Raw genomic sequence first — 23,978 nt, 5'->3', positions numbered from 1 at the left:
TTCGCCCCGCCGGCTGACCGGCGGGGCGAAGCGCTGCCCGCCGACGAAGCCGCCCGTGACCGCCTAGAGCGGTCCCGCTGCGGTGGAGGACTTCCCTGGTCGATAGGGTCGCGGCATGGCCGATCACGACGCTGCGCGCATCGCCGACCAGTACGCCGACCCGCGCCCCGGGCACCTGCGTAGTCCGTGGCACTTCCTGCTCTGGCTGATGGCCGGTCAGAAGTGGCGGGTCCTGCGGGCGTCCCTGCTGGGCAGCACGTGGCTGGTCGGCTTGGCGGCCCCTCCCTACCTGCTCTCTCAGGCGATCGACGAGGGTCTGCGGCCGCGGAACACCGGCGCCCTGGTCGGGTGGGTGCTGGCACTGGTGGCGGTCTGCGTGGCGAACGCGGTGGTGGGCGGGTTGCGGCACGCCACGATGACGAGGATCCGCACGTATTCCGCCTATCAGATCGGCCTTTCGACCGTTCGCCACTCGACGCGGCTGGGGGCGGCGCTGGGCCGGAAGTCCTCGTCCGGAGAGGTGGTCGCGATCGGGCTGGGCGACGTCCAGGACATCGCCACGTCGCTGACCGTCACCGGTCCCGGGGTCGGGTCGGTGGTGGCGTACGTGGTGGTCACGGTGCTGCTGTTCGCCATCTCCCCGCTGCTCGCCCTCGTCGTGTCGGCGGGCGTGCCGGTGATCGCCGTGACGGTCGGGCCGGTGCTGCACCGCACCCATGGGGCCATGACGTCGTACCGGGAGCAGCACAGAGTCCTCATCAACAGGCTGATCGACATCGTCACCGGCCTGCGCGTACTGGGAGGCCTCGGCGGCAAGCAGACGTATCTCGCGCGCTACCGGGAGGATTCGCAGGCGCTGGTCCGTCAGGGCTACCGGGTCGGGGCCGCGTCGAGCTGGACCGAGGCGCTGGGCTCCGGGTTGCCCACGCTGTTTCTGGCGGCCGTCACGTGGGTGGCGGCCAGGATGGCGGCCGAGGGGTCGATCACGGTCGGCCAGCTGATCGCCGTCTACGGCTATGTCGCGATGCTGGTGCTGCCGGTCTCCATCCTCATCGAGGGGGCGCAGCAGCTCACGGCCGCGACCGTGGCCGCGCGCCGAGTGATCCGCTTCCTGGCGCTCGAACCCGATCACCACAGCGAGGGCGTGCGTGAGCTCGGCCTCGACCCCGGTGTGCTGCACGACCCGCTGTCGGGTGTGGAGGTTCCGCCCGGTGTGTTCGTCGCCCTGGTCAGCGCCGAGCCTGCGGACTGCGCCGGGGTCCTCGAACGCCTCGCCCGCTTCACCGCGTCGGATGCCACCTGGGGCGGGGTGCGTCTGGACGAGGTGACACTCCCGCGGCTCCGCTCGCGCATCCTGCTGGCCGAGAACGACGCCGCCCTGTTCGCCGGGACGGTGCGCGAGACGGTGGCCGGGCGCCTCGAGGCGCGCGAGCCGGCTCTCGGCCACGCGGTCAGGGCAGCGGTGGCCGGCGACATCGTCGACGCGCTGCCCGAGGGCCTCGACTCGACGCTCGATTCCCAGGCCCGCAATCTCTCCGGCGGCCAGCGGCAACGGCTGCGGCTGGCCCGCGCCCTGTACGCACGGTCGGAGGTCCTGCTGATGACCGAGCCGACCTCCGCCGTGGACGCGCACACCGAGGCCGCCATGGCAGCCCGACTCCGGGAAGCGAGGCGGGGGCTGACGACCGTGGTCACCACGTCCTCACCGCTGGTGCTCGACCAAGCTGATCTCGTCCTGCACCTGATCGGTGGGCGGGTGGCCTCCACGGGCACCCATCACGAGCTCCGGCTGTCCGACCCCGCCTACCGCGCGACCGTCTCGCGCACCACCGCGCCACGGGACCAGGAGGCCGCCCGGTGAACCCCCGCATACCCCGCATACCCGTCGCCGACGCCCCACAGGTCAGGGCCGCGTTGCGCCAGGACGTGCGGTCCGATCGCCGCGCCTTCGCCGCAACGCTCGCCCTGAACGCGCTCGCGGCGATCGCGGCCCTGGTCGGCCCGGCCTACCTCGGCCGGATCGTCGACGCGGTCACCAGCGCGCATCCTTCGGTTTCCGCAGTGGACCGCGACGCCCTGGTCATCGTCGTGTTCGCGCTCGCCCAGATCCTGCTGTCCCGCTGGGCGCTGCTCGTCGGCGCGCGCTTCGGCGAACGCACCTCCGCCCGTATCCGGGAGCGCATGCTCGAGCGCGCACTCGCCCTGCCGGCCTCGGTCGCCGAGCACGCGACGACCGGCGACCTGGTCTCACGCGGGACGAGCGATGCCGGGATGGTCGCCACGACCCTGCGCGACGCCGCACCGATCATCTTCGTCTCGGCGGTCCAGGTGCTGTGCATCGCCGGCGCGGTGCTGGTCCTCAACCCGCTGCTGGGGATATCCGCAGTGCTGTGCCTGGCCGGTGACGTGTTCGTGCTGCGCTGGTATCTGCGCCGGTCCCGGCCCGCGTTCCTGGCCCAGAGCCTCGCGGGCGCGGCGATCACCGACGTCCTGGAGAGCACCGCGAGCGGCGCGCGCACCGTGGAGGCGCTGGGCCTGCAGCGGCGGCGGATCGAGGCGGCCGAGACCGCGTTCGCCGCTTCCATCAAAGCCCAACTGCGCTCGCTGCGGCTGCGCCTGGTCCTGTTCCCGACGGTCGACGCCTCCTATGTCCTGCCGCTGGCCGGGATCCTGCTGATCGGCGGAGTCCTGTACGAGCACGGCGAGATCTCGCTCGGGGCGGTGGTCGCGTCGACCGTCTACATGCGGCAGTTGGTAGGACCGCTGGACACCATGCTGCTGTGGGTCCAGATGCTGCAGAACGCCGCCGTCTCCTACGCGCGGGTCGAGGGTCTGGCCGCGGCACCCCAGGAGCAGGCGCCGACCGGCGAGATCCCGCAGGGCGACCACATCGAGGTCGCCGACGTCCGCTTCGCCTACAACGCCGATCACGGCGATGTCCTGCACGGGGTCAATCTGGTGGTCCAGCCAGGGGAACGGCTGGCGATCGTCGGCGCGTCCGGCGCGGGGAAGTCGACGCTCGGTCGCCTGCTGGCCGGTATCGACCGACCGAGCCATGGCTCTGTCACCGTCGGCGGCATCCCGATCGCCGACCTGCCGCCCGAACGTCTGCGCCGCCAGGTCGTGCTGGTCACTCAGGAACACCACGTCTTCGACGACACGCTGCGCGGAAACCTGACGCTGGCCAAGGCGGGTGCGACAGCCGACGAGGTGCTGGCCGCACTGGCCGCCGTCGACGCGGGATGGGTCGACGCCCTACCCGAGGGCCTGAACACGACCGTCGCCGGGAACGGCCACCGCCTCGACGGCGCCCAGGCCCAACAACTCGCCCTGGCCCGCGTCGTCCTCGCCGATCCGCACACGGTGATTCTCGACGAGGCGACCGCCCTCCTCGACCCGGCCACCGCCCGCAACACCGAGCGCGCGCTCGCGGCGGTACTGAAAGGCCGCACAGTCATCGCGATCGCCCACCGCCTGCAGACCGCACACGACGCCGACCGCATCGCGGTCATGGACGCCGGATCGGTCACCGAGCTCGGGACCCACGAGGAACTGGTGGCCTTGAACGGAACATACGCAGCCCTGTGGCACTCCTGGCACGGCGGCTGACCCTCAACACCCGTCGACCACCATCAGCGCTCCCGGTGCAGCGGTGCCGTTGGCTACGGCGGCCACGACGATCTCGTCCAGTCGGACCGCCGCCATGCGCCAGCTCGTCCTCCAGGCCCCGCCCTCCGTGGTCGCCGGGATGCTCGGCTACCACACCGTCCACGCCGAAGCGATCGCCGCGGAAGCCGGAGGAACCTGGAAGCACTACGCCCCCGGCAACCACAGTCGATAGCAACTGACGCCTCGTCGACGGATCAAACGTCAGGAATGGCAACCACCTGTTCAGCGGTATGCCCGCCAGCCTCGACGTCCTGCCGGCTGCCCAGGAATCCGGCCACCAGGTCGCAGAACTCCGCCGGCAAGTCGACCCAGGGCCAGTGCCCGCACCCGGACAGCACCTCCACCCGGGCCGCCGGGTAGCAGGACGCGACGAGCCGTGCCGGCGCGGTGCCCGCCACGCCGTCCTCGGCACCGGCAACCACCAGCACCGGGCTGAGCACAGCAGCACGGCGGGCAACTTCAGCTGCGGCAGCCGCTGCGGAGACAGGGCTCACATAGAAGGTCTCGCGCAGCCACGAAGGCGGCTGCGGATAGTCGGCCTCGGCCTCGTGGTGCCTCCGCGTCGCCTCCGACCAGGCACCATAGCTCCACGGCAACGCCCCAACTGCCAGCGCCTCAGCACTTCCCGGCTCGCCGGCACGCCGCTCCCGAATGGCAACCACCTCAGCCTCATCCACCTCCCGGGCGACCAGGCCAGCAGGCGTGACCAGTACCAGCCTCCCCAATCGCTCCGGATGGCAGGCCGCAAACTCCTGAGCTGTCAGGGTGCCGGCAGAGTGGGCGAGCAAGTCCACACGCTCCATGCCCAGGTGTCGGCGCAGTTCTTCCACGTCCCGGCCCTGCTCGGTGAAGGCGCAACTGCCACGGTCCGCAGGGACCTCGGACCGCCCGGCGGCACGGGCATCCAGCAGTACCAGAGTGCGGTGGCGATCCAGACCTCCAAGATCGCCGAGATCGCGGACGTCCGCCCCCGGTCCGCCCGCCAGGCAGACCAGCGCTGGGCCGCTCCCGGCAACCGAGTAGAACAACCTGGTTCCGTCATACGAGGTGAAATAAGGCACGAGACGCATCCTCGCAGGGAACGGCTTCCCACCTGCAGGCCGCGTCGATCAACGTCCCTTACCAGTGCTGGCCCCCTTCCGGTCACGGTGCGGAATCGCTTGTGTGGCGAAACGGCACACCGGGGAGCGCATCGGGCTGCGACCGCGTCCAATCGACATGACCGACACCTCCCGCTCCACCACACGGCGCTGCGCTTCGGTTCTCTCGCTTGCCGTCGCAACCGTGGCAACGGCCTTATTCATGGCCGGCTGCGCGCCCCAACCCCGGGTCTACGGGGTCCAAGCCCGACCACCGGTCCCCACGGCCGCCGTGATTGCCAGTGCATACCCCTACTACCTCAACATCCACTGCGGGATCCGCTTCGCTGACTTCTCGGGGCGCTGGTGGGAGGCGGACACACCAGCGCCGGCCCCCACGGCCGCCGGAGCGTACACCGAGGCGTACGGCACGATGACGCTCATCGCCGCGAACCACGCACGCTTCCAGGGCGATGGCGTCCCGACCGTGGACTTCCACCCGTACACCGGCACCCCGCCGGCGTGCAGCTAGCGGGGGGCACCCAGGGAGCGGTCAGCGACACGCCGGCCACCAGCTGGTGGCCGCCCACAGGCCTGACCCGTTCCGTCAGCCCTTGAGAACGGCGTTCAGGTACTCCTGCACCGGCTCGAAGGGCCCGTACGGCTGACGACCTCGCAGGCCGTGTACGACATACGCCGCCCCGTCTTCGGGTGGACACGCTCGCCCAGGAGCCTGAGGGCCGCCACCACGAGTCCGGTCTCCTCGACGGTCTCGCGGACAGCAGCATCCTCGGACGACTCGCCACGCTCGATCTCGCCAGCCGGGAACTGCCACGAGAGTTGGCCCTCACTGACCCGGCGTCGCACCATCGGCACACGGCCCTCGTTCACCACGATCGCGGCGGCAATACCCGGCCGCTCCTCGGAAGTCTGCTCTGTCACGTCTGCTCCTCCAGGGCAGCCAGGATGGGTGAGAAATCCGTATCGGCAAAGATGAAGCGGGTCACCGAATTCCGGGGAACCCGCATCATCTCGACGTTCTCGACGGTGTCACTGTTGGTTGAGGAATGTCAGCTGGAAGTTCGACCACCGGATGTCAGTGGATGAGGAGCGCTCGCGTCTCATCGCTCACGTTGGGCAGTTCGCTCCGGTCCGCCCAGGTCGAGTCGTCGTGCTCGGTGAGGATGACCGGTTCATGCTTCTCGACGGTGACGGTGAAGGTGAACTGGCGGGTCATCAGGCCGTTGTCAGAGGAGTAGTCGAAGGCGCCGACGTAGCCGGTGACCTCGGCGAGGGTGAGGCCGGTCTCCTCCGTGATCTCCCGGCTCAGGGCCTCCCCCAAGTGCTCGCCCGGCTCGACCCCGCCGCCGGGCAGCTCCCACAGGCCGCCGAGGAAGTCGTCGGGCTTTCGCCGCAGCAGGAGGACGCGACCGGCCTCGTCAGCGACCAGTGCGCCGACGACGAACTGCCCGATGCCTGCCTGCTTGGCTTCGGCCAGGAGGCCGGGGACGAGGTCGGGTTCGGTGGTGAAGAGGGAGGCACTCACAGAAGCTCCTTGTGGTGGTCGATCACCTTGCGGGCCGCGCGAACATAACTCTCGGCCAGCGGAAGATCCTCCTCACGATGCCAGACGGGGAGCTTGACCGTGTGCCGGTAAGTGTGCTCGGCGATCGGGAAGTCCCCGTCCATGTACCGGCGGTGGGAGTGCGGGTGGCCGGGGAACAACGGGCCCGGTTGCTGGTACAGCGCCAGCTGGTTCATCGGGCAGGTCGAGCCGGGCAGGTCAAACTCGGTGGCGCCTTCTGCCAGGAGTGCCTGGTGGAACCGCTCGATGCCCAGCCCGCCGAGTTCCTCCGGCCGGTAGGTGAGCGTCAACCCGTACCAGGACGGGATCACCCCGTCGGGCATCGGGATGACGTCCAGGCCAGGCATATCGGCGAACTGCCCGCTGAGGTGCCGGGCGATCTCGGCCCGGCCGGCGAGGTAGCCGTCGAGGCGATCGAGCTGGTCGTGCGCGAGGGCGGCGGCCAGCGGGTGGATGCGGAGCTTGAGGCCGGACCCGGTGACCGCGTACCGCGCGAGCGGATGGCCTTCCGGGATCTCCGACTTGGCCCGCTTGTTGTAGTGCGCGAACGTCAGTACCCGAAAGTACGTGTCGTCATCATCGGTGAGGACGAACCCGCCCTCACCGCCTGACAGCGGCTTGGGGCCGTTGAGGGAGAACGCCCCGGCGAGGCCGAACGTCCCGACCTTCCGCCCGCCTTGGGAGGCGCCATGGGCGTGGGAGCCGTCCTCCAGCAGGGCCAGCTTGTGGGTCTTGGCAATGGCCCGAAGCGCGAGCATGGCGGCCGGCCTGCCCCACAGGTGGGTCACCATGATGGCCCGCGTCCGGGGCGTGATCAGCTCCTCCACCCGGGTCGGGTCGATGTTTCCGTCCGGGCCGGTCTCGCAGAGCACCGGCACCGCCCGCAGGTGGAACAACGGGGAGGCTGTGGCGTGGAAGGTCCAGGCCGGGACGATCACCTCATCCCCTGCGCTGACGCGGGCGGCCCAGTGGGCGGCGTGCAGCGCGGAGGTACCGGAGCTGAGGGTGATCGCGTGCCGGACCCCGAAGTACTCCTGCAGGGCATCCTCCAACTCGGCGACGATGCCGGAGCGGCCGGGGATGGAGACGGCGGTGTCGAGCTGGGCGGCGACCCTCGCGCGGGTGGTGTCGTCGATCGGCGGCCAGGCGAAGTGCGGGCTGGCGGCGGTCACCGCGGCATCGCCGCCGAGCAGAGCGAGGGCTTTCACAGCAGTTCCTTCGGGTCGATGTAGCGCCCCGCCTTCTTCGACTCGTAGCAAGAGGCGACGAAGGCGGCGTGGGCGAGGTGCTGGTCCGGGCCGGAGGAGTTGGGGCGGTCACCGTCCAGGACCCGGCAGAAGTAGTCGATCTGGGCGGTCGCGGCGCCCGCCGGGGCCTGCGGGCGGGACAGCTCCTCGACCACCGTGCCGTCCAGGGCAAGGCGCTGGACCTGGCCCTTCGTCAGCAGGACCGAGCCACGGGTACCGACGACATGCAGCTTCTCGGTCTTGGGTGCCATCCAGCGCGAGAGCAGAATGGAGCCGTAGAGGCCTGAGTCGTAGCCGAGCTGGATGACGGCAGTGTCCTCGGCGTCGTAGCCGCCCTCTGGCACCGCCGAGGCCGAGAGTTCGGCGAGCACCCGGGTGGGCATGCCGAAGTACCACAGCAGCAGGTCGACCAGGTGGTAGCCCATGTCAATGATGCAGCCACCGCCGGCCCGGCTGACGTCCCCGCGCCACCCCGCGCCCGGATCGTCGGTGTGGAAGGTGTACTGGCCGTCGATCAGGAACGGGGTACCGATCTGATCCAGCAGCTGCGGCACGGAGGTGTAGAGCGGGTTGAAACGCCGCTGGAGGGTGACCATCAGCTCCACCCTGCCCGCCTCGCAGATCCCCGCGAGCTCGCGGGCCTCGGCGAGGGATGTGGCGAACGGCTTCTCCTTGAGGACATGCACGCCCCGGGTGGCGCACTCCTGGATCACGGTCCGGCCCGCGTGGTGCGGGACGGCGACGATCACGAAGTCCGGCCTCACCGTGTCCAAGAGGTCAGCGGAGCGGGCGAACCCCGGCACCTGGTGGACGTCCTGCTGGGTCCGCAGGGCGTTCGGGTTGCTGTCGCAGACCGCGACCAGCTCGGCTCTGCCGGACCCGAGCAGGCCGGGCAGGTGGTCTTCGAGCGCCTGGTGGCCGAGGCCGATGACGGCAACTCGACGTCTCATGAGCAGACTCCTTCCGCTTCGTACGGGAACTTGTCGATGCGTGTCGAGTACAGCCCAACGGACAGTCGCCGAACAGACTTTGCCTGTAGTCCCGGGGTGGTCCCGCCCTCGCTCGCAGTAGGCTCACCGTCACTGTCGATGATGGAATTGGGCCCGTGGATGACACGATCCGGCACCCCCTCGCCTACGCACGCGACCTGCGCGGCTGGTCGCAGTCAGACCTCGCCCTGCAGATGGACCGGGCGGCCCGCAGACATGGGCTCCGCTCCGGCGCGGACAAGGCTGCCGTCAGCAAGTGGGAGAACTGGCGCAAGGGCCCCAATGCGGAGACCCAGATCTGGATCGCCGAAGCCTTCGAAGTCCCCACAGAGGACGTCGAGTTGTTCGACTGGCCGGACTGGCTGCCCGGCCACGACGTTCCTCTGCCGCTGGGCTCCGCGTACACCGTCCAAGCACTTCGAGAGGCTCAGAGAACCGCGATGGATCGCCGCAACTTCATGACCCTCAGCGCCGTTTCACTGGCCGGCCTCGCCGCTCAGTGGGCGCGCATCGAGCCAGACCGCCTGACCACAGCCCTGAACGGCAAGGTCGTGGACACGGAGCTGGTCAACTGGCTGGAAGACACCAGCGCGCAGCTGACGGCCCTGCCGACCGAGCAGCGCCAGCACACCGCCCGGCTGATGGACGCCCACCTCGCCACCGTCACCGACCTGATCGACGCCGGCCGGTACACCGAGCCGACCGGCAAACGTCTGCACGTCCTGGCCGCGTCCCTGGCCACCACCTGCGGCTGGCACCGATTCGACCAGAGCCGGCACTCGGCCGCGGGCCGCCTATGGGCCTCGGCCCTGCAGAGCGCACATGCCGCCGACGCCCGCGACTTCGGGGCCGGAGTCCTGTCCGACTTCGCCTACCAGTCGAACTGGCTCGGCAAGCCCAACATCTCCGTGGACCTCCTCGGCAACGCGCTGTCCCGTACGGAGCATCCCACCGCCAGGTCCCTACTGTTCCTCCGCCGTGCTCGGGCACACGCCGCGCTCGGTGAAAGCTCCGACTGCTACCGGGACCTGGCGGCTGCCGAGACCGCGTTGTCTGTCACCGCCGCCAACCCGGCTCCCGGCTGGTGCGCGTGGATGAGCCCGGCCGACCTCGCCGTCGATTCCGGCCAGTGCATGCTCGACCTCGGACAGACCGACCTCGCGCACGCCCGCATCACCGAAGGCAAGCGCCTGCTGCCGCGTGCCCGGGACAAGACGCGCGGGATCTTCCTCACCTACGAGGCCCGCAACCTCCTCAAAGCCCGCGAGGTCGAACAGGCCCTCGCCGTCACCAACGAATCCCTCGACCTCGCCACCCGCATCGGCGCCGAGCGATGCGTCACCCTGGTCCGCGAACTCGCGCCGGCCTTCAAGCCCTACCGCCAGGTGGACGGCGTCCCGGAATTCCTGGAGCGACTCAGGGCCAGCTGACCACCGATCAGCGGTCCCACGGTCTCGATGGGGGAGCGGCGTTGGCGGTGGTGGCCAGGTCTGGGGTGCCCCCAGCCGAGGCGGCGTGGCGGCGGGCTGGGAGACTGGGTTTCTGTGACGCGCTCAGAGCTTGCCAGCCGAATTCGTTCCGTTTCTCACCTCACTGGTGAGTTCATCCTTCGATCAGGACGGACTGCCACCGAGTACTTCGACAAGTACCGTTTCGAGGGCGATCCTGTTCTTCTGGATGCCATTGCCAAAGAGATGGCCGCGTTGGTGCCGGCTGACACCGAGGTGCTGGCCGGGTTGGAGATGGGCGGCATCCCTGTGGTCACCGCTCTCGGCCGACACACGGGCTTGCCGTGCGCTTTCGTCCGTAAGCAGGCCAAGGAATATGGCACTTGCCGCCTCGCCGAGGGCTCGGACATCGTGGGCCGGCGTGTGCTGGTGGTGGAAGACGTGGTCACGAGCGGCGGACAGATCGTGCTCTCGACTGCCGACCTGCGTGCGTTGGGGGCCGATGTGCGTGAGGCGCTTTGTGTCATCGACCGCGAACAGGGCGGCGCCGAGGCTCTTGGGGCCGAGGGGATCGACCTGCTGTCGCTGCTGACGGCCACCGACCTGCGTGCCGCTGTCTGATCCGGCAGCACGGCAACTGGTCGAGGACGCCGTGAAAGTCGGCCAGGTCGACCTTCTGGTAACACAGTCAACCGTGCCGCTCCTGCTCCACCCGTCCGGGCATGACGATGCGGCCCTGGCGGTAGCCGCCGGGGCCGCGGTGTCGCAGCGTGGGCAGGTCAGCCGGCGGTGTGGAAGGTGCGTTGGTACCAGACGAGGGAGCGGCCGGGGTGGCCGATGCGGATTCCGGTGACGGCGCCGAGGAGGAGGTCGTGGTCGCCGGCGGGGGTGACCTGGGCGACGGTGCAGCGGAGGAGGACGCGGGCGTCGGGGAGGCAGGGGAGGGCGGTGCCCGGCCAGCTGGTGAGGCCGCTGCCGGCGAAGCGGTCGAGGCCGTGGGTGGCGAACCGGCGGGCGATGTCCTGGTGCTGCTCGCCGAGCACGTTGACGGTGAACTCGGCGGCGGAGACCAGGGCTTGGTGGCAGCTGGAGGTCCGGGCGATGCCCACCAGAAGCAGCGGCGGGTCCAGGGAGACCGAGGTGACGGCGCTGGCGGTGAAGCCCCAGGGCTGCCCGTCGGCATCCCGGGTGGCGACGATCGCGGTGGGCGCGGCGAGCAGGGACATGGCGTCCCGGAAGCTCTGCGCGTCAACGGTGGAGGTGTGGATAGTGGGCTGTTCGGTGGTCAGGGTGGGCATTGCTGATACTCCATCAGTAAGGGACGTGCGCCCGCAGCAGCCCAGGGGGTAGCCGCCGCGGGCGCACGCCCGGTCATGGGGTGGGTCAGCCCTGCACGGGGGCGGCCGACGCGGCCGCTGCGGCCTGCGCCGCGGCGCCGCCCTCCAGCGCGAACTTCTCCTTGTTGGCGGCCATCCAGCGCTGCGAGGCCCGGATGCCGGTCAGCGCGCCACTGAAGTGCGGTGCCACGTAGCGGGCCAGCAGCTCGAAGCTGTGCTTGACCTGCTCGCGGGTGGCCCAGTCGTGGGTGTTGACCAGCAGGGTGCCGAAGCCGCCGCTCTCCTGCAGCATCCGCTCGATCGCCTCGATCGCGTCGTCCACCGAGCCGACGATCACCGTACGGGCCTCGACCGCGGCGTCCACCTCGCGGCCGACCGGCAGGGTGGCCGGCGCGCCGAAGGTGTCCCGCACGCACTCCTTGAACCAGTGCGTCATGCCCGGGCGGACCTGGTCCTTAGCCTCCTCGGTGGTGTCGGCGAGGTGCAGGCAGACCGCGACGCGCCACTTCGAGCGGTCGACGGTGGTGCCGTGCTGGGCGGCCTCGTCCTCGGCGGCCTGCCAGAGCGGGGCGAGCGGCAGGTCCTTCATGCCGGGGCGGCCCGCGAAGGTGAGCGAGCCCAGGCCGTACTTGCCCGCCAGCCGCATGCCGCGCTCGGAGCCGGCGCCGGCCACCGCGAGGTCGAAGAGCGGCTCGCTGTAGGGGCGCAACTGCAGCCGGGCCTCGCGCAGTTCGAACCAGTCGGTCTTGGCGTTGACCGGCTCGGTGGTGGTCAGCAGCTTGACCACGGCGTCCAGCGACTCGGCCATCCGCCGGCGCTGGTCGGCGGCCTCGATGCCCATCATGTAGGCGTCGGCCGGGGAGACGCCGGCGCCCATGCCCATGATGATCCGGCCCCGGCTCTGGTGGTCCAGCTGGACCAGCCGCTCCGCGACGGTCAGCGGGTGGTGGTACGGCAGGCTGACCACGCCGGTGCCGAGCTTGATCCGGCGGGTGCGCTCGACGGCGGCCGCCAGCAGCAGCTCGGGGCAGGCCACCGGGGAGAAGCCGCCGGAGTGGTGCTCGCCGACCCACGCCTCGTCGATGCCGAGGGTGTCCAGCCACTCGATCAGCTCCAGGTGGCGCCACAGGGCGATGGTGGGGTCCTCGTTGAGCGAGTGGAAGGGGGCCATGAACGCGCCGAACTTAAGAGACATTGTGTTCGCTTCCTCTAGCAGGGGGTGGTAGCAGATGGGTGGTTCAGGTGCGTGGTTCAGGGAGTTGCGGGGGCCGGGTCCAGCGCTGCGCGCAGGCCGGCGGCCAGTGCGGACAGCCGTGGCGTCCGCATGACCGAGTAGTGGTCGCCGGGCAGCTCGATCAGCTCGCTCTGCGGACCGCACAGGGCCAGCCAGCGCTCGGAGGTCTCCCGGGTGGAGCCGTCCTCGGCCCGCACCAGGGTCACCCGGCCGCCGTACGGCTGCGCCTGGTGGGCAAGCAGCGCACGGGAGTTGACGGTGAACCGGTCGACGATCCGGGTCAGCGTGGCCAGGTCGATGCCGGGCGGCAGGGCGCCGGTGCGGCAGGCGTCGCCGTGCAGCACCTCGATCGGGCTGCGGCCGTCGGTCGGCCGGTAGTCCTGCGGCTGCGGCGTCCAGTCGCAGTCGCGCTGGCCGGCCAGGTCGCGGGCGAACCAGCAGAGCAGGTCGGCGTCGGCCACCGGCTCGGTGGCGGTCGGGTTCGGCGCCTCCAACAGGTCGATGGCCGCGACCAGTTCGACCTCCCGCCCGGCGTCGCTCAGCCGGCCGGCCAGCTCCAGGGCGATCACGCCGCCCATCGACCAGCCGCCCAGGCGCAGCGGACCGTCCGGGGCGGCCGCCTCGATCGCCGCCGCGTAGTGCTCGGCGAGCTGCGGGACGGTGGTCAGCGGTTCGGCGAGATCGGGCACCTGGAGCCCGTAGAACGGCTGGTCGTCGCCGAGTTGGCCGGCCAGCTCGGCGTAGCAGAGCACGTCGCCGCCGACCGGGTGGATGAAGAACAGCGGCGACTGGGTGCCCTCGGGGCGGATCGGCACCAGGGCGGTGCGCATCGAGAGGGCGGCGCCGTCGCGCAGCGCCTGCGCCAGCAGCTCGATGGTCGGCCGGGCGAACAGTACGGACAGCGGCAGGTCCCGGCCCAGTCGGCGCTTGACCTCGGCCATCATCCGCACCGCGGTCAGTGAATCACCGCCCAGGTCGAAGAAGTTGGCGCCGACGCCGAGCGGGCCGCGGCCGAAGAAGTCGCCCCAGGTGTCGGCGAGCAACTGCTCGATCTCATCCCTGGGCAGCACCTCGCGGCCGTCGCCGACGCCGTCCTCCGGGGAGGGCAGCGCCGAGCGGTCGACCTTGCCGTTGCTGCTCAGCGGCAGCGCGTCCAGCAGCAGGATCCGCTGCGGCACCAGGTACTCGGGCAGCACCTTGTGCAGCGTGCGGAGCAACTCGGCCTCTGCGTCGGCCGATGCCTCGCCGTCGGCCGGTTCGCCGTCCAGTACCACGTACCCGATCAGCCGCTTGGCACTCTGGTCCGCTCCGACGGCGGTGGCCACGGCCGCCCGTACGCCGGGGCACTGCAGCAGCGCCGCCTCGATCTCGCCCAGCTCGATCCGGTAGCCGCGGACCTTGACCTGGAAGTCCTCCCGGCCGAGGAACTCGATGTTCCCGTCCGGAAGATAGCGGCCCAGGTCGCCGGTGCGGTAGAGCCGCTCGCCGGTCGAGGGGTGGCGGACGAAGGAGGCGCGGGTCTTGGCCTCGTCGCCCAGGTAGCCCCGGGCCACCCCGGCGCCGGCGATGTAGAGCTGGCCGGGCACCCAGACCGGGCACGGCTGCATCGCGTCGTTCAGCACGTGGAACTGCTGGCTGCGCAGCGGCGCGCCGTACGGGATGCTGGTCCACTCCGGCGGCACCTCGCCGATCGGGTAGCAGATCGACCAGATCGCGGCCTCGGTGGCCCCGCCCAGGCTCCAGATCGCGGCGCCGGGCGCTGCCGCCCTGATCCGCTCCGGGAGGGTGACCGGGATCCAGTCGCCGCTCATCATCACCACCCGCAGGGGCGGCGAGGCGCCGGCGTCCTCAGCCAGGACGTCCTCGGCCAGCACGTGCTCGGCCAGCATCTCCATCAGGGTCGGGACGCTGTTCCAGACCGTCACCCCGTGCTCGCGCACCAGGCTCGCCCAGCGCGCGGGCTCCCGGTGCGCGCCCGGCTCGGGCAGCACCAGCGCGCCGCCGGCCGCCAGCAGTCCGAAGACGTCGTACACCGACAGGTCGAAGTTGAGCGCGGAGAGCGCCAGCGTGCGGTCCTGCTCGGTGACGCCGAAGCGCTCGTTGACGTCCAGCACGGTGTTCAGCGCCGCCCGGTGCTCGATCATCACCCCCTTGGGCACTCCGGTGGAGCCCGAGGTGAAGATCACGTAGGCCAGGTCGGTGGGCAGCGTCGCGGGGATCGCGAGCGGCTCGGTGCTCTGCGCGGCCGCGTCCTCGCCGTCCACCGCGAGCACCGCGATGCCGCTCGGCCAGACCGCCCGCTCGGCCACCCGCTGCTGGGTCAGCACGGTGGAGATCCGGGCGGTGTCCAGCAGCACCCGCAGCCGCTCGGCCGGCACCGCGGCGTCGATCGGGACGTACGCGGCACCGGACTTCAGCACCGCAAGCACGGCGGCGACCTGCTCCCAGCCCTTCTCCATCACCACCCCGACCAGGGCTCCCGGCGCCACGTCGTGGCGGCGCAGCAGCCGGTCCACCTGGTTGGCCAGGCCGTCCAGTTCGCCGTAGCTCAGGGTCCGCTCGGGGGCGATCACAGCGGTCCGCTCGGGGGTGGCCGCGGCATGCGCCACAAAGGCGTCGTGCAGCAGGCCGCCGGGCAGCGGGGCCGCCGTGGCGTTCAGTTCCTGGCGGCGCGCCAGGTCGGCGTCCGGGACCAGCACCGGCGACGGGCGGTGCCAGGCCTGCTCCTCGGAGCACAGCCCGCGCAGCACGTCGAGGTAGGCGGCGAACATCGCGTCGATCATCCCGGCCGGGAAGATCTCCTCCACCACGTCCCAGTTGACGACCAGGGCGCCGTTGTCCTCGATCGCCTGGTGGTCCAGCCAGACCTGCGGGGTGCGGATCGAGCTCCACACCTCCTGGCCGCTCTCCCCCATCGACATCAGGTGCGCGGCGAAGCCGTTGGTCGAGGCGTTCTCCTTGACGCCGAAGTTGACGGTGCTGGCGAACACCACCGGCATGGTCATCCGGCCGGAGCCGCCGCGCGCCCGGGCCAGCTCGCGCAGCACCTGCACGCCGCTGACGTGGCTGTGCTCGAGGTCGCTCCAGAGCTGCTTCTGGATCCGGTCGGCCCGGACCGCGAAGGCGTCGGTGGCGGTGCTGTCGATCTCCAGGAGCGTGGTCGCGGTGAAGTTGCCGACCAGCTCGCTGACGTCCTTGTGCATCGGCAGCCGGTTGAAGAACAGCACGTTCAGGGTGAACCGGTCGGACTTGCTCCAGGCGGCCAGCACCTGCGAGTAGACGGTGCACAGCGCCGAGGACGGGGTCACCCCGGCGGCGGTGGCGAACTGCTTGAAGCGGGTCCAGTCCGCCTCCTCGAGACGGCCGGTGCGGTGGGCGAACTCGGGCCGGTCCAGCTGCGCCGGGTCCATCGCCAGCGGCAGCTCGGGGGCGGCCGGCAGGGTGGGGATCCGGGCCCGCCAGTAGTCCACCGACTGCTGGTGCAGCTCGCTGCCCTCCATCGAGCGCTGCGCCAACACGTAGTCGCGGAAGGTGACTTCGAGCTCGGGCAGCTGCTCGCCGCGGTAGACGGTGGACCACTCGCGGAACAGCAGCGAGGTGCTCCAGGCGTCCATGATCAGCGCGTCGAGGCCGATGTGCAGCCGGGTCGTCCGGTCGTCGAGGAGCGTGGCGCGGACGTCGAACATCGGCCAGGTGGCCGCGTCCAGGACCTGGCGCTTCATCTCCTGGTGGATCTCCTCCAGCCGCAGCGCCTGCCGCTCGCGGTCGTCGCCGCGCAGGTCGGTGGTGCGGATGACGTACCGCGGCACCTCGGGCAGCACCCGCTGGTAGCCGTCCGGGGTCACCACCGCCCGCATCATGTCGTGCCGGGCGATCAGCTGCTGCAGGGCGTCGTCGAGCCGGGGCAGGTCGACGACCTCCAGGTCGACCTCGATGAAGAAGTAGGTCGAGACATTGCCGAGCGCGAAGGCGTTCGAGCGCCCGACCAGGTAGGCCTGCTGGAGGTCGGTCAGCGCGAACGGCTCGTAGCGGGCGGCCGGGTCGGCCTCCATCACCGGCAGGCCGGTGCGCCGCGGGCCCGCCGTGGCCGGGGTGTTGGGGGACACCACAGAAACAGCCTGCGCCGACACGGTCTGCGGCAGGTCGAGCATGCCGAGGATGATCTCGGCCAGCTTGGCGATGCCGTTGCCCTCCAGGAAGGCCACCAGCGGCAGCGCGACGCCCAGTTCGGCCGAGAGCGCGTCCTTGACCTCCAGGGCCATCAGCGAGTCCAGGCCGAGGTTCTGCAGCGGCTCGTGCACCTCCAGGTCGGCCGGCTTGGCGCGCAGCGACTTGGCGATGGTGCGGGTCAGGATGGTGCGCAGCTGCTCCTCGCGCTCGGCGGGCGACGCGGCGCGCAGCTCCGCCAGGCCGTCCTGACCAGCCGACGTACGGGTGGGGGCCGGCGCGATCCGGGCGGGAGTCTGGGCGCCGCCGGTGCGCAGCACGGTGTCCCGCTCGGCCCGCTTGGCGACCACGCCGGTGGCCAGCACGACCGGGCGGCCCTGCTCGTCCACCAGCCGCACCTCGGCGACCAGCATCTTGCCCGGCTCGGTCGCCGGGAGCAGCACGGCATGGGCGTACAGCGCCTGCTCGGGGTCGTACTCGTGGAACTCCAGCCGGTCGATCCCGACCAGGGCGTAGACCGCGTCGGCCGGGCCGTCGGGAGCCAGGCAGGCGAACAGGGTCTGGAAGGTGGCGTCGGTCAACCCGGGGTGCAGCAGGTACGGGCCGGCCTCGCCGTCCTCGGGCGTGCGCATCCGGGCGATCGCCTCGCCCTCGCGGCGCCAGATCCGGTCGATCCACTGCGCGGACGGGCCGAGGTAGAGCTTGCGCTGCCACATCTGCCGGTAGAAGTCGGCGGAGGAGACCTCCTCGCCCAGCGCGAGCCGGGTGGCCTCCAGCTGCGCGGTACCGGCGACGGCGGTCGCCAGCGTCGGCTCGCGGCGGATCCGCCCGCGGGCGTGCGGCAGCCAGCGGGTGCCGCCGTCCTCGTCCTGGTGCTGCGCGTGGTACTGGAACGCGCCGCTCGGCTCCACCAGCAACTGGGCGTTCTTGCTGCCGTCCTGGTCGAGCACCAGGCTCTGCAGGACCAGGCAGTCCTCCACCACGAACGGGCCCGGGCCCTGCAGTTCGCGGGTGGCGGCGAAGGCGGACTCCAGGTAGACGCCGATGTTGACCACCGTCAGGCCGTCCATCACGCAGTCGCCCAGACAGCGGTGGGTCTCGGTGCTCAGCCGCGACTCGTACTGCACCACGTCCAGCGGGGACGGGATCCGCCGGCCCAGCAGGGTGGCCGGGACAGCGGTGGCCGCGGCGGCGGTCGGCGCGAGTGCCGCCGGTTGCCGTTCGCTGGGCGTGTACCAGTGTCGGCTGCGCTGGAACGGGTAGAGCGGGAGGTCGACCCGGCGGCGCGGGTGGGTGGCGTCCAGGCGGGCCCAGTCCACCGGGAAGCCCCGGGTGTAGAGCTCGGCCAGGCTGCCCAGCGCGACCTGCCAGTCGTCCTGGCGGGGGCGCAGCGAGGGCAGGAAGACGCAGTCGGCGGGGCCGAAGCGCTTGGCCATGCCGAGCAGGGTCGGCGCGGGGCCGATCTCCAGGAAGACCCGGTGGCCGAGCTCGAAGAGGGTGGTCATGCCGGCCAGGAAGTCGACCGGGCGCCGGACGTGCTCGCGCAGGTACGGGGCGCTGAACGCGTCCTGGCCGCTCAGCAGTTGGCCGGTGACGTTGGAGACCACCGGGATCCGCGGAGCCGCGTAGCTGATCCCGGCGGCCTCCTGCTCGAAGGCGTCCAGCATCGGCTCGACCAGCGGCGAGTGGAACGCCCGGGTCACCTCGATCGGCTTGGACCGGATGCCCTGCTCGGCCAGCTCGGCCAGCAGCGCCGCCAGCGCCGTCGGGTCACCCGAGACCACCACGCTCTGCGGGCCGTTCACCGCGGCGAGCGACAGCTCACCGGCGTACGGCGCCAGCGCCCGGCGCACCGGCTCCGGCTCGGCGAACACCGCGGCCATCGCGCCGGGGCCGCAGAGCTCCTGCATCAGCTGGCCGCGCCGCGCGGCCAGCCGCAGGCCGTCCTCCAGGCCGATCGCGCCGGCCACGCAGGCCGCCACCAACTCGCCCACGCTGTGGCCGAGTACGGCGACCGGCTCGATGCCCCAGGACTGCCAGAGCCGGGCCAGCGCGTACTCGACGGCGAACATCGCGGGCTGGGTGTAGCGGGTCTGGTGGATCAGCTCGGCGTCCTGCGGGGCCGGGTCGAGCAGGCTCAGCAGGCTGCGGTCCAGCAGCGGCCGCAGCACCTCGTCACAACGGTCGAGGGTCTCGCGGAACGCGGGCTCGGTGGCGTACAGCGTGCGGGCCATCCCCGGGTACTGCGCGCCCTGGCCGGTGAAGAGGAACACCGCCCCGGGGCGGGCGCCGGCCTGGACCTGCCCGGTCGCGGTGTCGCCGTCCCGCAGCCGCTCGGCCAGCTCGGTCGGCGAGTCGGCCACCGCGGCCAGCCGGTGCGCGAAGTGCGCCCGGCCGACGGCCGCCGTGTAGCAGAGGTCGGCGAGGCCCTCGGGCGGGGTCTGCGCCAGCCGGTCGAGGTAGCGCTCGGTCAACTCGCCGAGGGCGGCGGGGGTCTTGGCCGAGAGGGTGAGCAGGTGCGCGGTGCGGTCCGGCTGCGGCTCGGCCTCGGGCCGCAGCGGGGCCTCGGCCACCAGCACGTGCGCGTTGGTGCCGCTGGCCCCGAACGAGCTGACGCCGGCCAGCCGGGCCTGCTCCTGGCGCGGCCAGGGCGTGCGGACGGTGGGGATCTCCACGTTCAGCTCGTCGATCCCGATCTCCGGGTTGATCTCGCTGAGGTTCAGGTGCGGCGGGATCTCCTCGTGCTGCAGCGCGAGGACGACCTTGATCAGGCCCGCCACGCCCGCCGCGGGCTCCAGGTGGCCGATGTTGGTCTTCACCGAGCCGACCTTCAGCGGCTCGGACCGCTCGGGCCCGCCGTACACCGAGGCCAGCGCGCGCAGTTCGATCGGGTCGCCGAGCGGCGTGCCGGTGCCGTGCGCCTCGACGTAGCCGATCTCGGCGGCCGCGGCGCCCGCGTCGCGCAGCGCGCTGTGCAGCACCTCGCGCTGGGCGGTCGGGTTGGGCACCGTGATGCCGCTGCTGCGGCCGTCCTGGTTGACGGCCGTGCCGCGGATCACCGCGAGGATCCGGTCGTTGTGGGCGACCGCGTCCGACAGCCGCTTGAGCACCACGATCCCGCAGCCCTCGCCGCGGGCGTAGCCGTTGGCGGCGGCGTCGAAGGTCTTGCACCGCCCGTCGGTGGACAGCGCCCGGGTCTTGCTCAGCACCACGAAGGACTCCGGCGCCAGCAGGACGTTGACCCCGCCGGCCAGGGCCATCGAGGACTCGCCCGAGCGCAGGCTCTGGCAGGCCAGGTGCACGCCGACCAGTGAGGAGGAGCAGGCGGTGTCCACCGACAGGCTCGGGCCGGTCAGCCCCAGCCAGTAGGACATCCGCCCGGCCGCGAAGGTCGAGGCATTGCTCCAGGCGTAGTAGGACTCCAGTTCGGCCGGATCGACCTCCTGGATCTGGCGCTGCGGGTAGTCCAGGTTGGTCACGCCCAGGTACACCCCGGTCGGGGTGCCGGCCAGCTGGTCGGCGCCCTGCCCGGCGTGCTCCAGCGCCTCCCAGCCGACCTCCATGAGCAGCCGCTGCTGCGGGTCCAGGGTGGCCGCCTCGCGGGGCGAGACACCGAAGAACGCCGCGTCGAACTGGTCGATGCCGCTGAGGAATCCGCCCCGCCGGGTGCGGGTGGTGCCGGGCCGCTCGCCGGTCGGGTCGTAGATCCGCTCCACGTCGAAGCGGTCGGCCGGGATGTCGCCGGTACCGTCGCGGCCGGCGCTCAGCAGGTCCCAGAAGCCCTCCGGGCCCTCGTCGGCGCCGGGCATCCGGCAGGCCATGCCGATGATGGCGATCGGTTCGGTTCTCGCCTCCTCGGCGGCGGCGAGTTCGGTCCGCAGCCGGCGGATCTCCTTCACGCTCTGCAGCAGGACGCTCTGGCGCTCGTCCTCGGTCGGGTCGGTCATTGGGTGCTCCCAACGGTGCGGGTCGAGGCGCGGATCTCGTCGGCGAGCAGTGTCAGCAGCTCGCCCTCGGACAGCTCCGCGACGTCCTGGTCAGTACGGGTCTGCGCTTCGGGCGCGGTCGGTGCCGGGGCCTGCGGAGCGCGCTGGTCGGTGAGCAGGCCCGCCAGGTGGCGGCCCAGTGCGTCGACCGAGGGGTGTTCGAACATGACGGCGGTGGGCAGTCGGCGGTCCAGTGCGGCGGCCATCCTGGTGCGTACCTGGGCGGCGAGCACCGAGTCCATGCCGAGGTGGAAGAAGCCGCCCTGCGGGTCGATCCGGGCCGGGTCGAGGCAGAGCACCTCGGCCACCGTCTCGCGGACGGCCTCGGTGACGATCCGCTCGTGCTCGGCCGGACCGGCCGCGGCGAGCTGGGCCAGCAGCCCGCTGCCCGGCTCGTCGGCCGCGGCGGCGGCCGGCGCGAGGACCGGTCCCGCGCCCGGCGTGCCCAGCTCGTCGGGCGTCAGCGACTGGCGCCGCTCACGGAACCAGAACTGCTCGCGCTGCCAGGCGTATCCGGGCAGCGGCACGGCGTGCGCCGCGGCGTCGAAGGCGGCCGGCAGGGCCACCCGCAGGCCGTGGCAGTGCATCGCGCCCAGGCTCGCGAGCATGGTGTCCGCCTCCGGCTCCTCGCGCCGCATCGAGGGCAGCGCAAGACCGGTCAGGTCGCCCTGCTCGAAGCAGTCCGCGACGGCGGAGGTGAGCAGCGGGTGCGGGCTCATCTCGACGAAGGTGCCCGCGTCGTGGTGCTGGATCGCCGACCTGACGGTCTCCCAGAACCGCACCGGGCGACGGAGGTTGGTGTACCAGTACTCGGCGTCCAGGTCGGTGCCGGTCACCGGCGCGGCGGTGACGGTGGAGATCATCGGCACCGTGCAGGCCCGCGGCGTGAGGTCGGCCAGGCCGGCCAGCAGGTCCGCGCGCAGCTCCGCCACCTGCGGGCTGTGGCCCGCGACGGCCACCTTGATCAACCGGCCGAAGACGTTGCGCTCGCGCAGCTGCTCGGCCAGCGCGGCCAGGGTGGCCGGGGCGCCGGAGAGCACCGTGGAGCTGGGGCCGTTGGCGACGGCCACCGAGACCTCGTCCCGGCAGGGGGCGATCAACTCCTCGGCCTGCGCGAGGTCCAGGCCGGTGGCCAGCATCCCGCCCCGGCCGCGCAGCCGCTCCAGCAGCGAGGAGCGCAGGCAGATCAGCTTGGCCGCGTCCGGCAGGCTCAGCGCGCCGGCCACGTGCGCGGCGGCGACCTCGCCCATGCTGTGGCCGATCACCAGGTCGGGCACGATGCCGAAGGAGCGCCAGCGGGCGGCCAGGCCGATCGAGATCGCGAACAGGGCGGGCTGCACCAGGTCGAGCTGCTCCAGCTGCTCCAGCGGCGCGTCCGGGGCGAACTGGTGGATCTCCTCGATCACCGAGCGGCCGAGCCACTTGCGCAGCTCCTGGTCGCACTCGGTGACGGCGTCCCGGAACACCGCGCAGTCGCGCATCAACTCCCGTCCCATACCGGCCCACTGGGAGCCGTGCCCGGCGAAGACGAAGACCGTGCCGCGGGCCACCTCCGCCGAGCCGCGGCCGGTGACCACCGAGGCGGGCGCCTTGCCGTCCAGCCAGGAGGTCAGCCGGTCGGCGGCCTGCTCGGGCGAGTCGGCGACCACCGCGCAGCGGTACTCGTGCTGGGTGCGGCGCGCGCTGGCGGTGTGCACCAGGTCCCGCATCCGCACCGCCCGGCCCGCGGGCGAGCGCAGGTGGTCGCGGTAGGCCAGCGCCATCGGCGCCAGCGCGTCGGGCGTGCGGGCCGAGAACGGCAGCAGGAAGCTGCCCTGCTCGGACCCCTCGGCGGCCACCGGCTCGACCACCGGACCCGGGCCCAGGATGACGTGGGCGTTGGTGCCGCCCGCGCCGAAGGAGCTCACCGCGGCGTGCCGGCAGTCGTCCGGCGCGTCCCAGGCGCGCGGCTCGGTCGGGATCGAGAGCCGGCTGCCGTCCAGCGAGATGTGCGGGTTGAGCGTCTCGAAGTGCAGGTTCGGCGCGATCGCCTTGTGCTCGACGCAGAGCGCGGTCTTGATCAGCCCGGCGATGCCCGAACCGGCCTCCAGGTGACCGATGTTGGTCTTGATCGAGCCGAGCGCGCAGGGCCCGCCCTCGGCCGCGCCGTAGACCTCGTTGAGCGCCTCGACCTCGATCGGGTCGCCGAGCGGGGTGCCGGTGCCGTGCGCCTCCACCAGGGTCACCTGGTGCGGCTCCAGGCGGGCGTTGCGCAGCGCCTGGGTGATCACCGCGCGCTGGGCCAGGCCGTTGGGCGCGGTGAGGCCGTTGGTCAGCCCGTCCTGGTTGACCGCCGAGCCGCGGATCACCGCCCGGATCCGGTCGCCGGCCGCCAGCGCGTCGGAGAGCCGCTTGAGCACCACCACGCCGACGCCCTCGCCGCGCACATAGCCGTTGGCTCTGGCGTCGAAGGTCTTGCAGCGGCCGTCGGTCGACAGGGCGTGGATCTTGTCGAAGGTCATCGTGGGCAGCGGGGAGAGCAGCAGGTTGGTGCCGCCGACCACCGCCGCGTCGCACTCGCGGCTGCGCAGGCTCTGCGCGGCCAGGTGCACCGCGACCAGGGAGGAGGAGCAGGCCGAGTCGACCGTCAGGCTCGGCCCGCGCAGGTCGAAGAGGTAGGAGAGCCGGTTGGGGATCAGCGAGTTGGCGCTGCCCGCCGCCGTGAAGGTGTCGATCTCCATCGGGTGCTGCAGCTGGAGCTGCTGGTAGTCCGAGGAGTTGCAGGCGACGAACACCCCCGTCCCGCTGCCCTGCAGCGCCTCGCGGGTGAGCCCGGCGTCCTCCAGGGCCTCCCAGGCGACCTCGAGGAAGTGCCGCTGCTGCGGGTCCATCCGGGCCGCCTCGCGCGGCGAGATGCCGAAGAAGTACGGGTCGAACTCGTCGACGGCGTCGATGAACGCCCCGGACCGGGTGGTCATCCGGCCGGGGGTGGCCGGGTCCGGGTCGTAGAAGCCGTCGACGTCCCAGCGGGAGGCCGGCACCTCGGTGACGGCGTCCACCTGCTGGGAGACCAGCTCCCACAGGGCGTCGGGCGAGTCCACGCCGCCCGGCAGCCGGCAGCCCATGCCGACGATGGCGATGCCCTCACGGGTGGCCTGCTCCAGGGAGTCCAGCTTGCCGCGCAGCTGGCGGATCGCGGCCAGCGCGGAGTTCAGGCGGGCGTCCGCCGAGCTGTCGGGTGTACGGGTGTCAGCCATC

General features: G+C 71.8%; 14 protein-coding genes and 2 pseudogenes. 6 read left to right on the top strand and 10 right to left on the bottom strand.

All coding sequences use genetic code 11. The features are described from left to right. Positions 1 to 115 precede the first annotated feature (115 nt). The 3 genes from P3T34_RS29720 to P3T34_RS29710 all read left to right on the top strand — a co-directional run bounded on the left by P3T34_RS29720 (position 116) and on the right by P3T34_RS29710 (position 3,841). Positions 116 to 1,861: an ABC transporter ATP-binding protein gene (locus P3T34_RS29720; protein WP_280669102.1), complete on the top strand. Its 1,746-nt coding sequence runs from the start codon at positions 116 to 118 to the stop codon at positions 1,859 to 1,861. Further along, positions 1,858 to 3,609 carry an ABC transporter ATP-binding protein gene (locus P3T34_RS29715; RefSeq protein ID WP_280669101.1) on the top strand — a complete coding sequence of 584 codons (1,752 nt, stop codon included), beginning with the start codon at positions 1,858 to 1,860 and terminating at the stop codon, positions 3,607 to 3,609. The genes P3T34_RS29720 and P3T34_RS29715 overlap by 4 nt, the downstream gene beginning before the upstream one ends. Before the next feature lie 94 nt (positions 3,610 to 3,703). Next, positions 3,704 to 3,841 (top strand): hypothetical protein, encoded by a 138-nt coding sequence (locus tag P3T34_RS29710; protein WP_280669100.1) that lies wholly within the window; start codon positions 3,704 to 3,706, stop codon positions 3,839 to 3,841. Between the two features lie 22 nt (positions 3,842 to 3,863). Here the strand turns inward: P3T34_RS29710 and P3T34_RS29705 are convergent, their stop codons facing one another. Then, positions 3,864 to 4,739: an alpha/beta hydrolase gene (locus P3T34_RS29705; RefSeq protein WP_280669099.1), complete on the bottom strand. Its 876-nt coding sequence runs from the start codon at positions 4,737 to 4,739 to the stop codon at positions 3,864 to 3,866. Positions 4,740 to 5,040: 301 nt separating this feature from the next. Here P3T34_RS29705 and P3T34_RS29700 point away from each other — a divergent pair, with 301 nt between their 5' ends. Beyond that, on the top strand, positions 5,041 to 5,280 hold the full coding sequence (locus P3T34_RS29700; RefSeq protein ID WP_280669098.1) for a hypothetical protein: 240 nt from the start codon (positions 5,041 to 5,043) through the stop codon (positions 5,278 to 5,280). A gap of 75 nt (positions 5,281 to 5,355) precedes the next feature. Here the strand turns inward: P3T34_RS29700 and P3T34_RS29695 are convergent. From P3T34_RS29695 to P3T34_RS29675, 5 genes and pseudogenes are all read right to left on the bottom strand, one after another. Further along, positions 5,356 to 5,690: pseudogene (locus tag P3T34_RS29695) on the bottom strand (NUDIX hydrolase). After that, a pseudogene (locus P3T34_RS29690) lies at positions 5,687 to 5,812 on the bottom strand (NUDIX hydrolase); the annotation flags it as partial. The pseudogenes P3T34_RS29690 and P3T34_RS29695, both read right to left, overlap by 4 nt. A 32-nt stretch (positions 5,813 to 5,844) precedes the next feature. Further along, positions 5,845 to 6,294, bottom strand: coding sequence for an NUDIX domain-containing protein (locus P3T34_RS29685; protein ID WP_280669097.1), 450 nt, complete (start codon positions 6,292 to 6,294; stop codon positions 5,845 to 5,847). Next, positions 6,291 to 7,541 carry a DegT/DnrJ/EryC1/StrS family aminotransferase gene (locus P3T34_RS29680; RefSeq protein WP_280669096.1) on the bottom strand — a complete coding sequence of 417 codons (1,251 nt, stop codon included), beginning with the start codon at positions 7,539 to 7,541 and terminating at the stop codon, positions 6,291 to 6,293. Before P3T34_RS29680 ends, P3T34_RS29685 begins: the two co-directional genes overlap by 4 nt. Continuing rightward, a complete protein-coding gene (locus P3T34_RS29675; protein ID WP_280669095.1) occupies positions 7,538 to 8,530 on the bottom strand; it encodes a Gfo/Idh/MocA family oxidoreductase in 993 nt (330 codons plus the stop codon). The genes P3T34_RS29680 and P3T34_RS29675 overlap by 4 nt, the downstream gene beginning before the upstream one ends. A gap of 155 nt (positions 8,531 to 8,685) precedes the next feature. On the opposite strand from P3T34_RS29675, the gene P3T34_RS29670 reads away from it, so the two are divergent. Together P3T34_RS29670 and pyrE are read left to right on the top strand one after the other, a co-directional pair. After that, positions 8,686 to 9,999, top strand: coding sequence for a helix-turn-helix transcriptional regulator (locus P3T34_RS29670; RefSeq protein ID WP_280669094.1), 1,314 nt, complete (start codon positions 8,686 to 8,688; stop codon positions 9,997 to 9,999). Between the two features lie 114 nt (positions 10,000 to 10,113). Then, positions 10,114 to 10,638 carry an orotate phosphoribosyltransferase gene (gene pyrE / locus P3T34_RS29665; protein WP_280669093.1) on the top strand — a complete coding sequence of 175 codons (525 nt, stop codon included), beginning with the start codon at positions 10,114 to 10,116 and terminating at the stop codon, positions 10,636 to 10,638. Positions 10,639 to 10,796: 158 nt separating this feature from the next. On the opposite strand, the gene P3T34_RS29660 is transcribed toward pyrE, so the two are convergent. The 4 genes from P3T34_RS29660 to P3T34_RS29645 form a co-directional block, all read right to left on the bottom strand. Continuing rightward, positions 10,797 to 11,315, bottom strand: a complete 519-nt coding sequence (locus P3T34_RS29660) for a flavin reductase family protein (protein WP_280669092.1) — start codon at positions 11,313 to 11,315, stop codon at positions 10,797 to 10,799. 85 nt (positions 11,316 to 11,400) lie between these two features. Then, the gene (locus tag P3T34_RS29655) at positions 11,401 to 12,549 is read right to left on the bottom strand and encodes an LLM class flavin-dependent oxidoreductase (protein WP_280669091.1); all 1,149 of its coding nucleotides are present in this window, start codon (positions 12,547 to 12,549) and stop codon (positions 11,401 to 11,403) included. Positions 12,550 to 12,605: 56 nt separating this feature from the next. Further along, positions 12,606 to 20,702: a non-ribosomal peptide synthetase/type I polyketide synthase gene (locus P3T34_RS29650; RefSeq protein WP_280669090.1), complete on the bottom strand. Its 8,097-nt coding sequence runs from the start codon at positions 20,700 to 20,702 to the stop codon at positions 12,606 to 12,608. Continuing rightward, entirely contained in the window at positions 20,699 to 23,977 is a 3,279-nt protein-coding gene (locus P3T34_RS29645; protein WP_280669089.1) for a type I polyketide synthase, read from the bottom strand. The genes P3T34_RS29650 and P3T34_RS29645 overlap by 4 nt, the downstream gene beginning before the upstream one ends. Between the last annotated feature and the right edge of the window lies 1 nt (position 23,978).

The organism is Kitasatospora sp. MAP12-44 (assembly GCF_029892095.1).
In the GTDB taxonomy this organism is placed as follows: domain Bacteria; phylum Actinomycetota; class Actinomycetes; order Streptomycetales; family Streptomycetaceae; genus Kitasatospora.
This window is presented reverse-complemented; position numbering and strand designations above follow the sequence as displayed.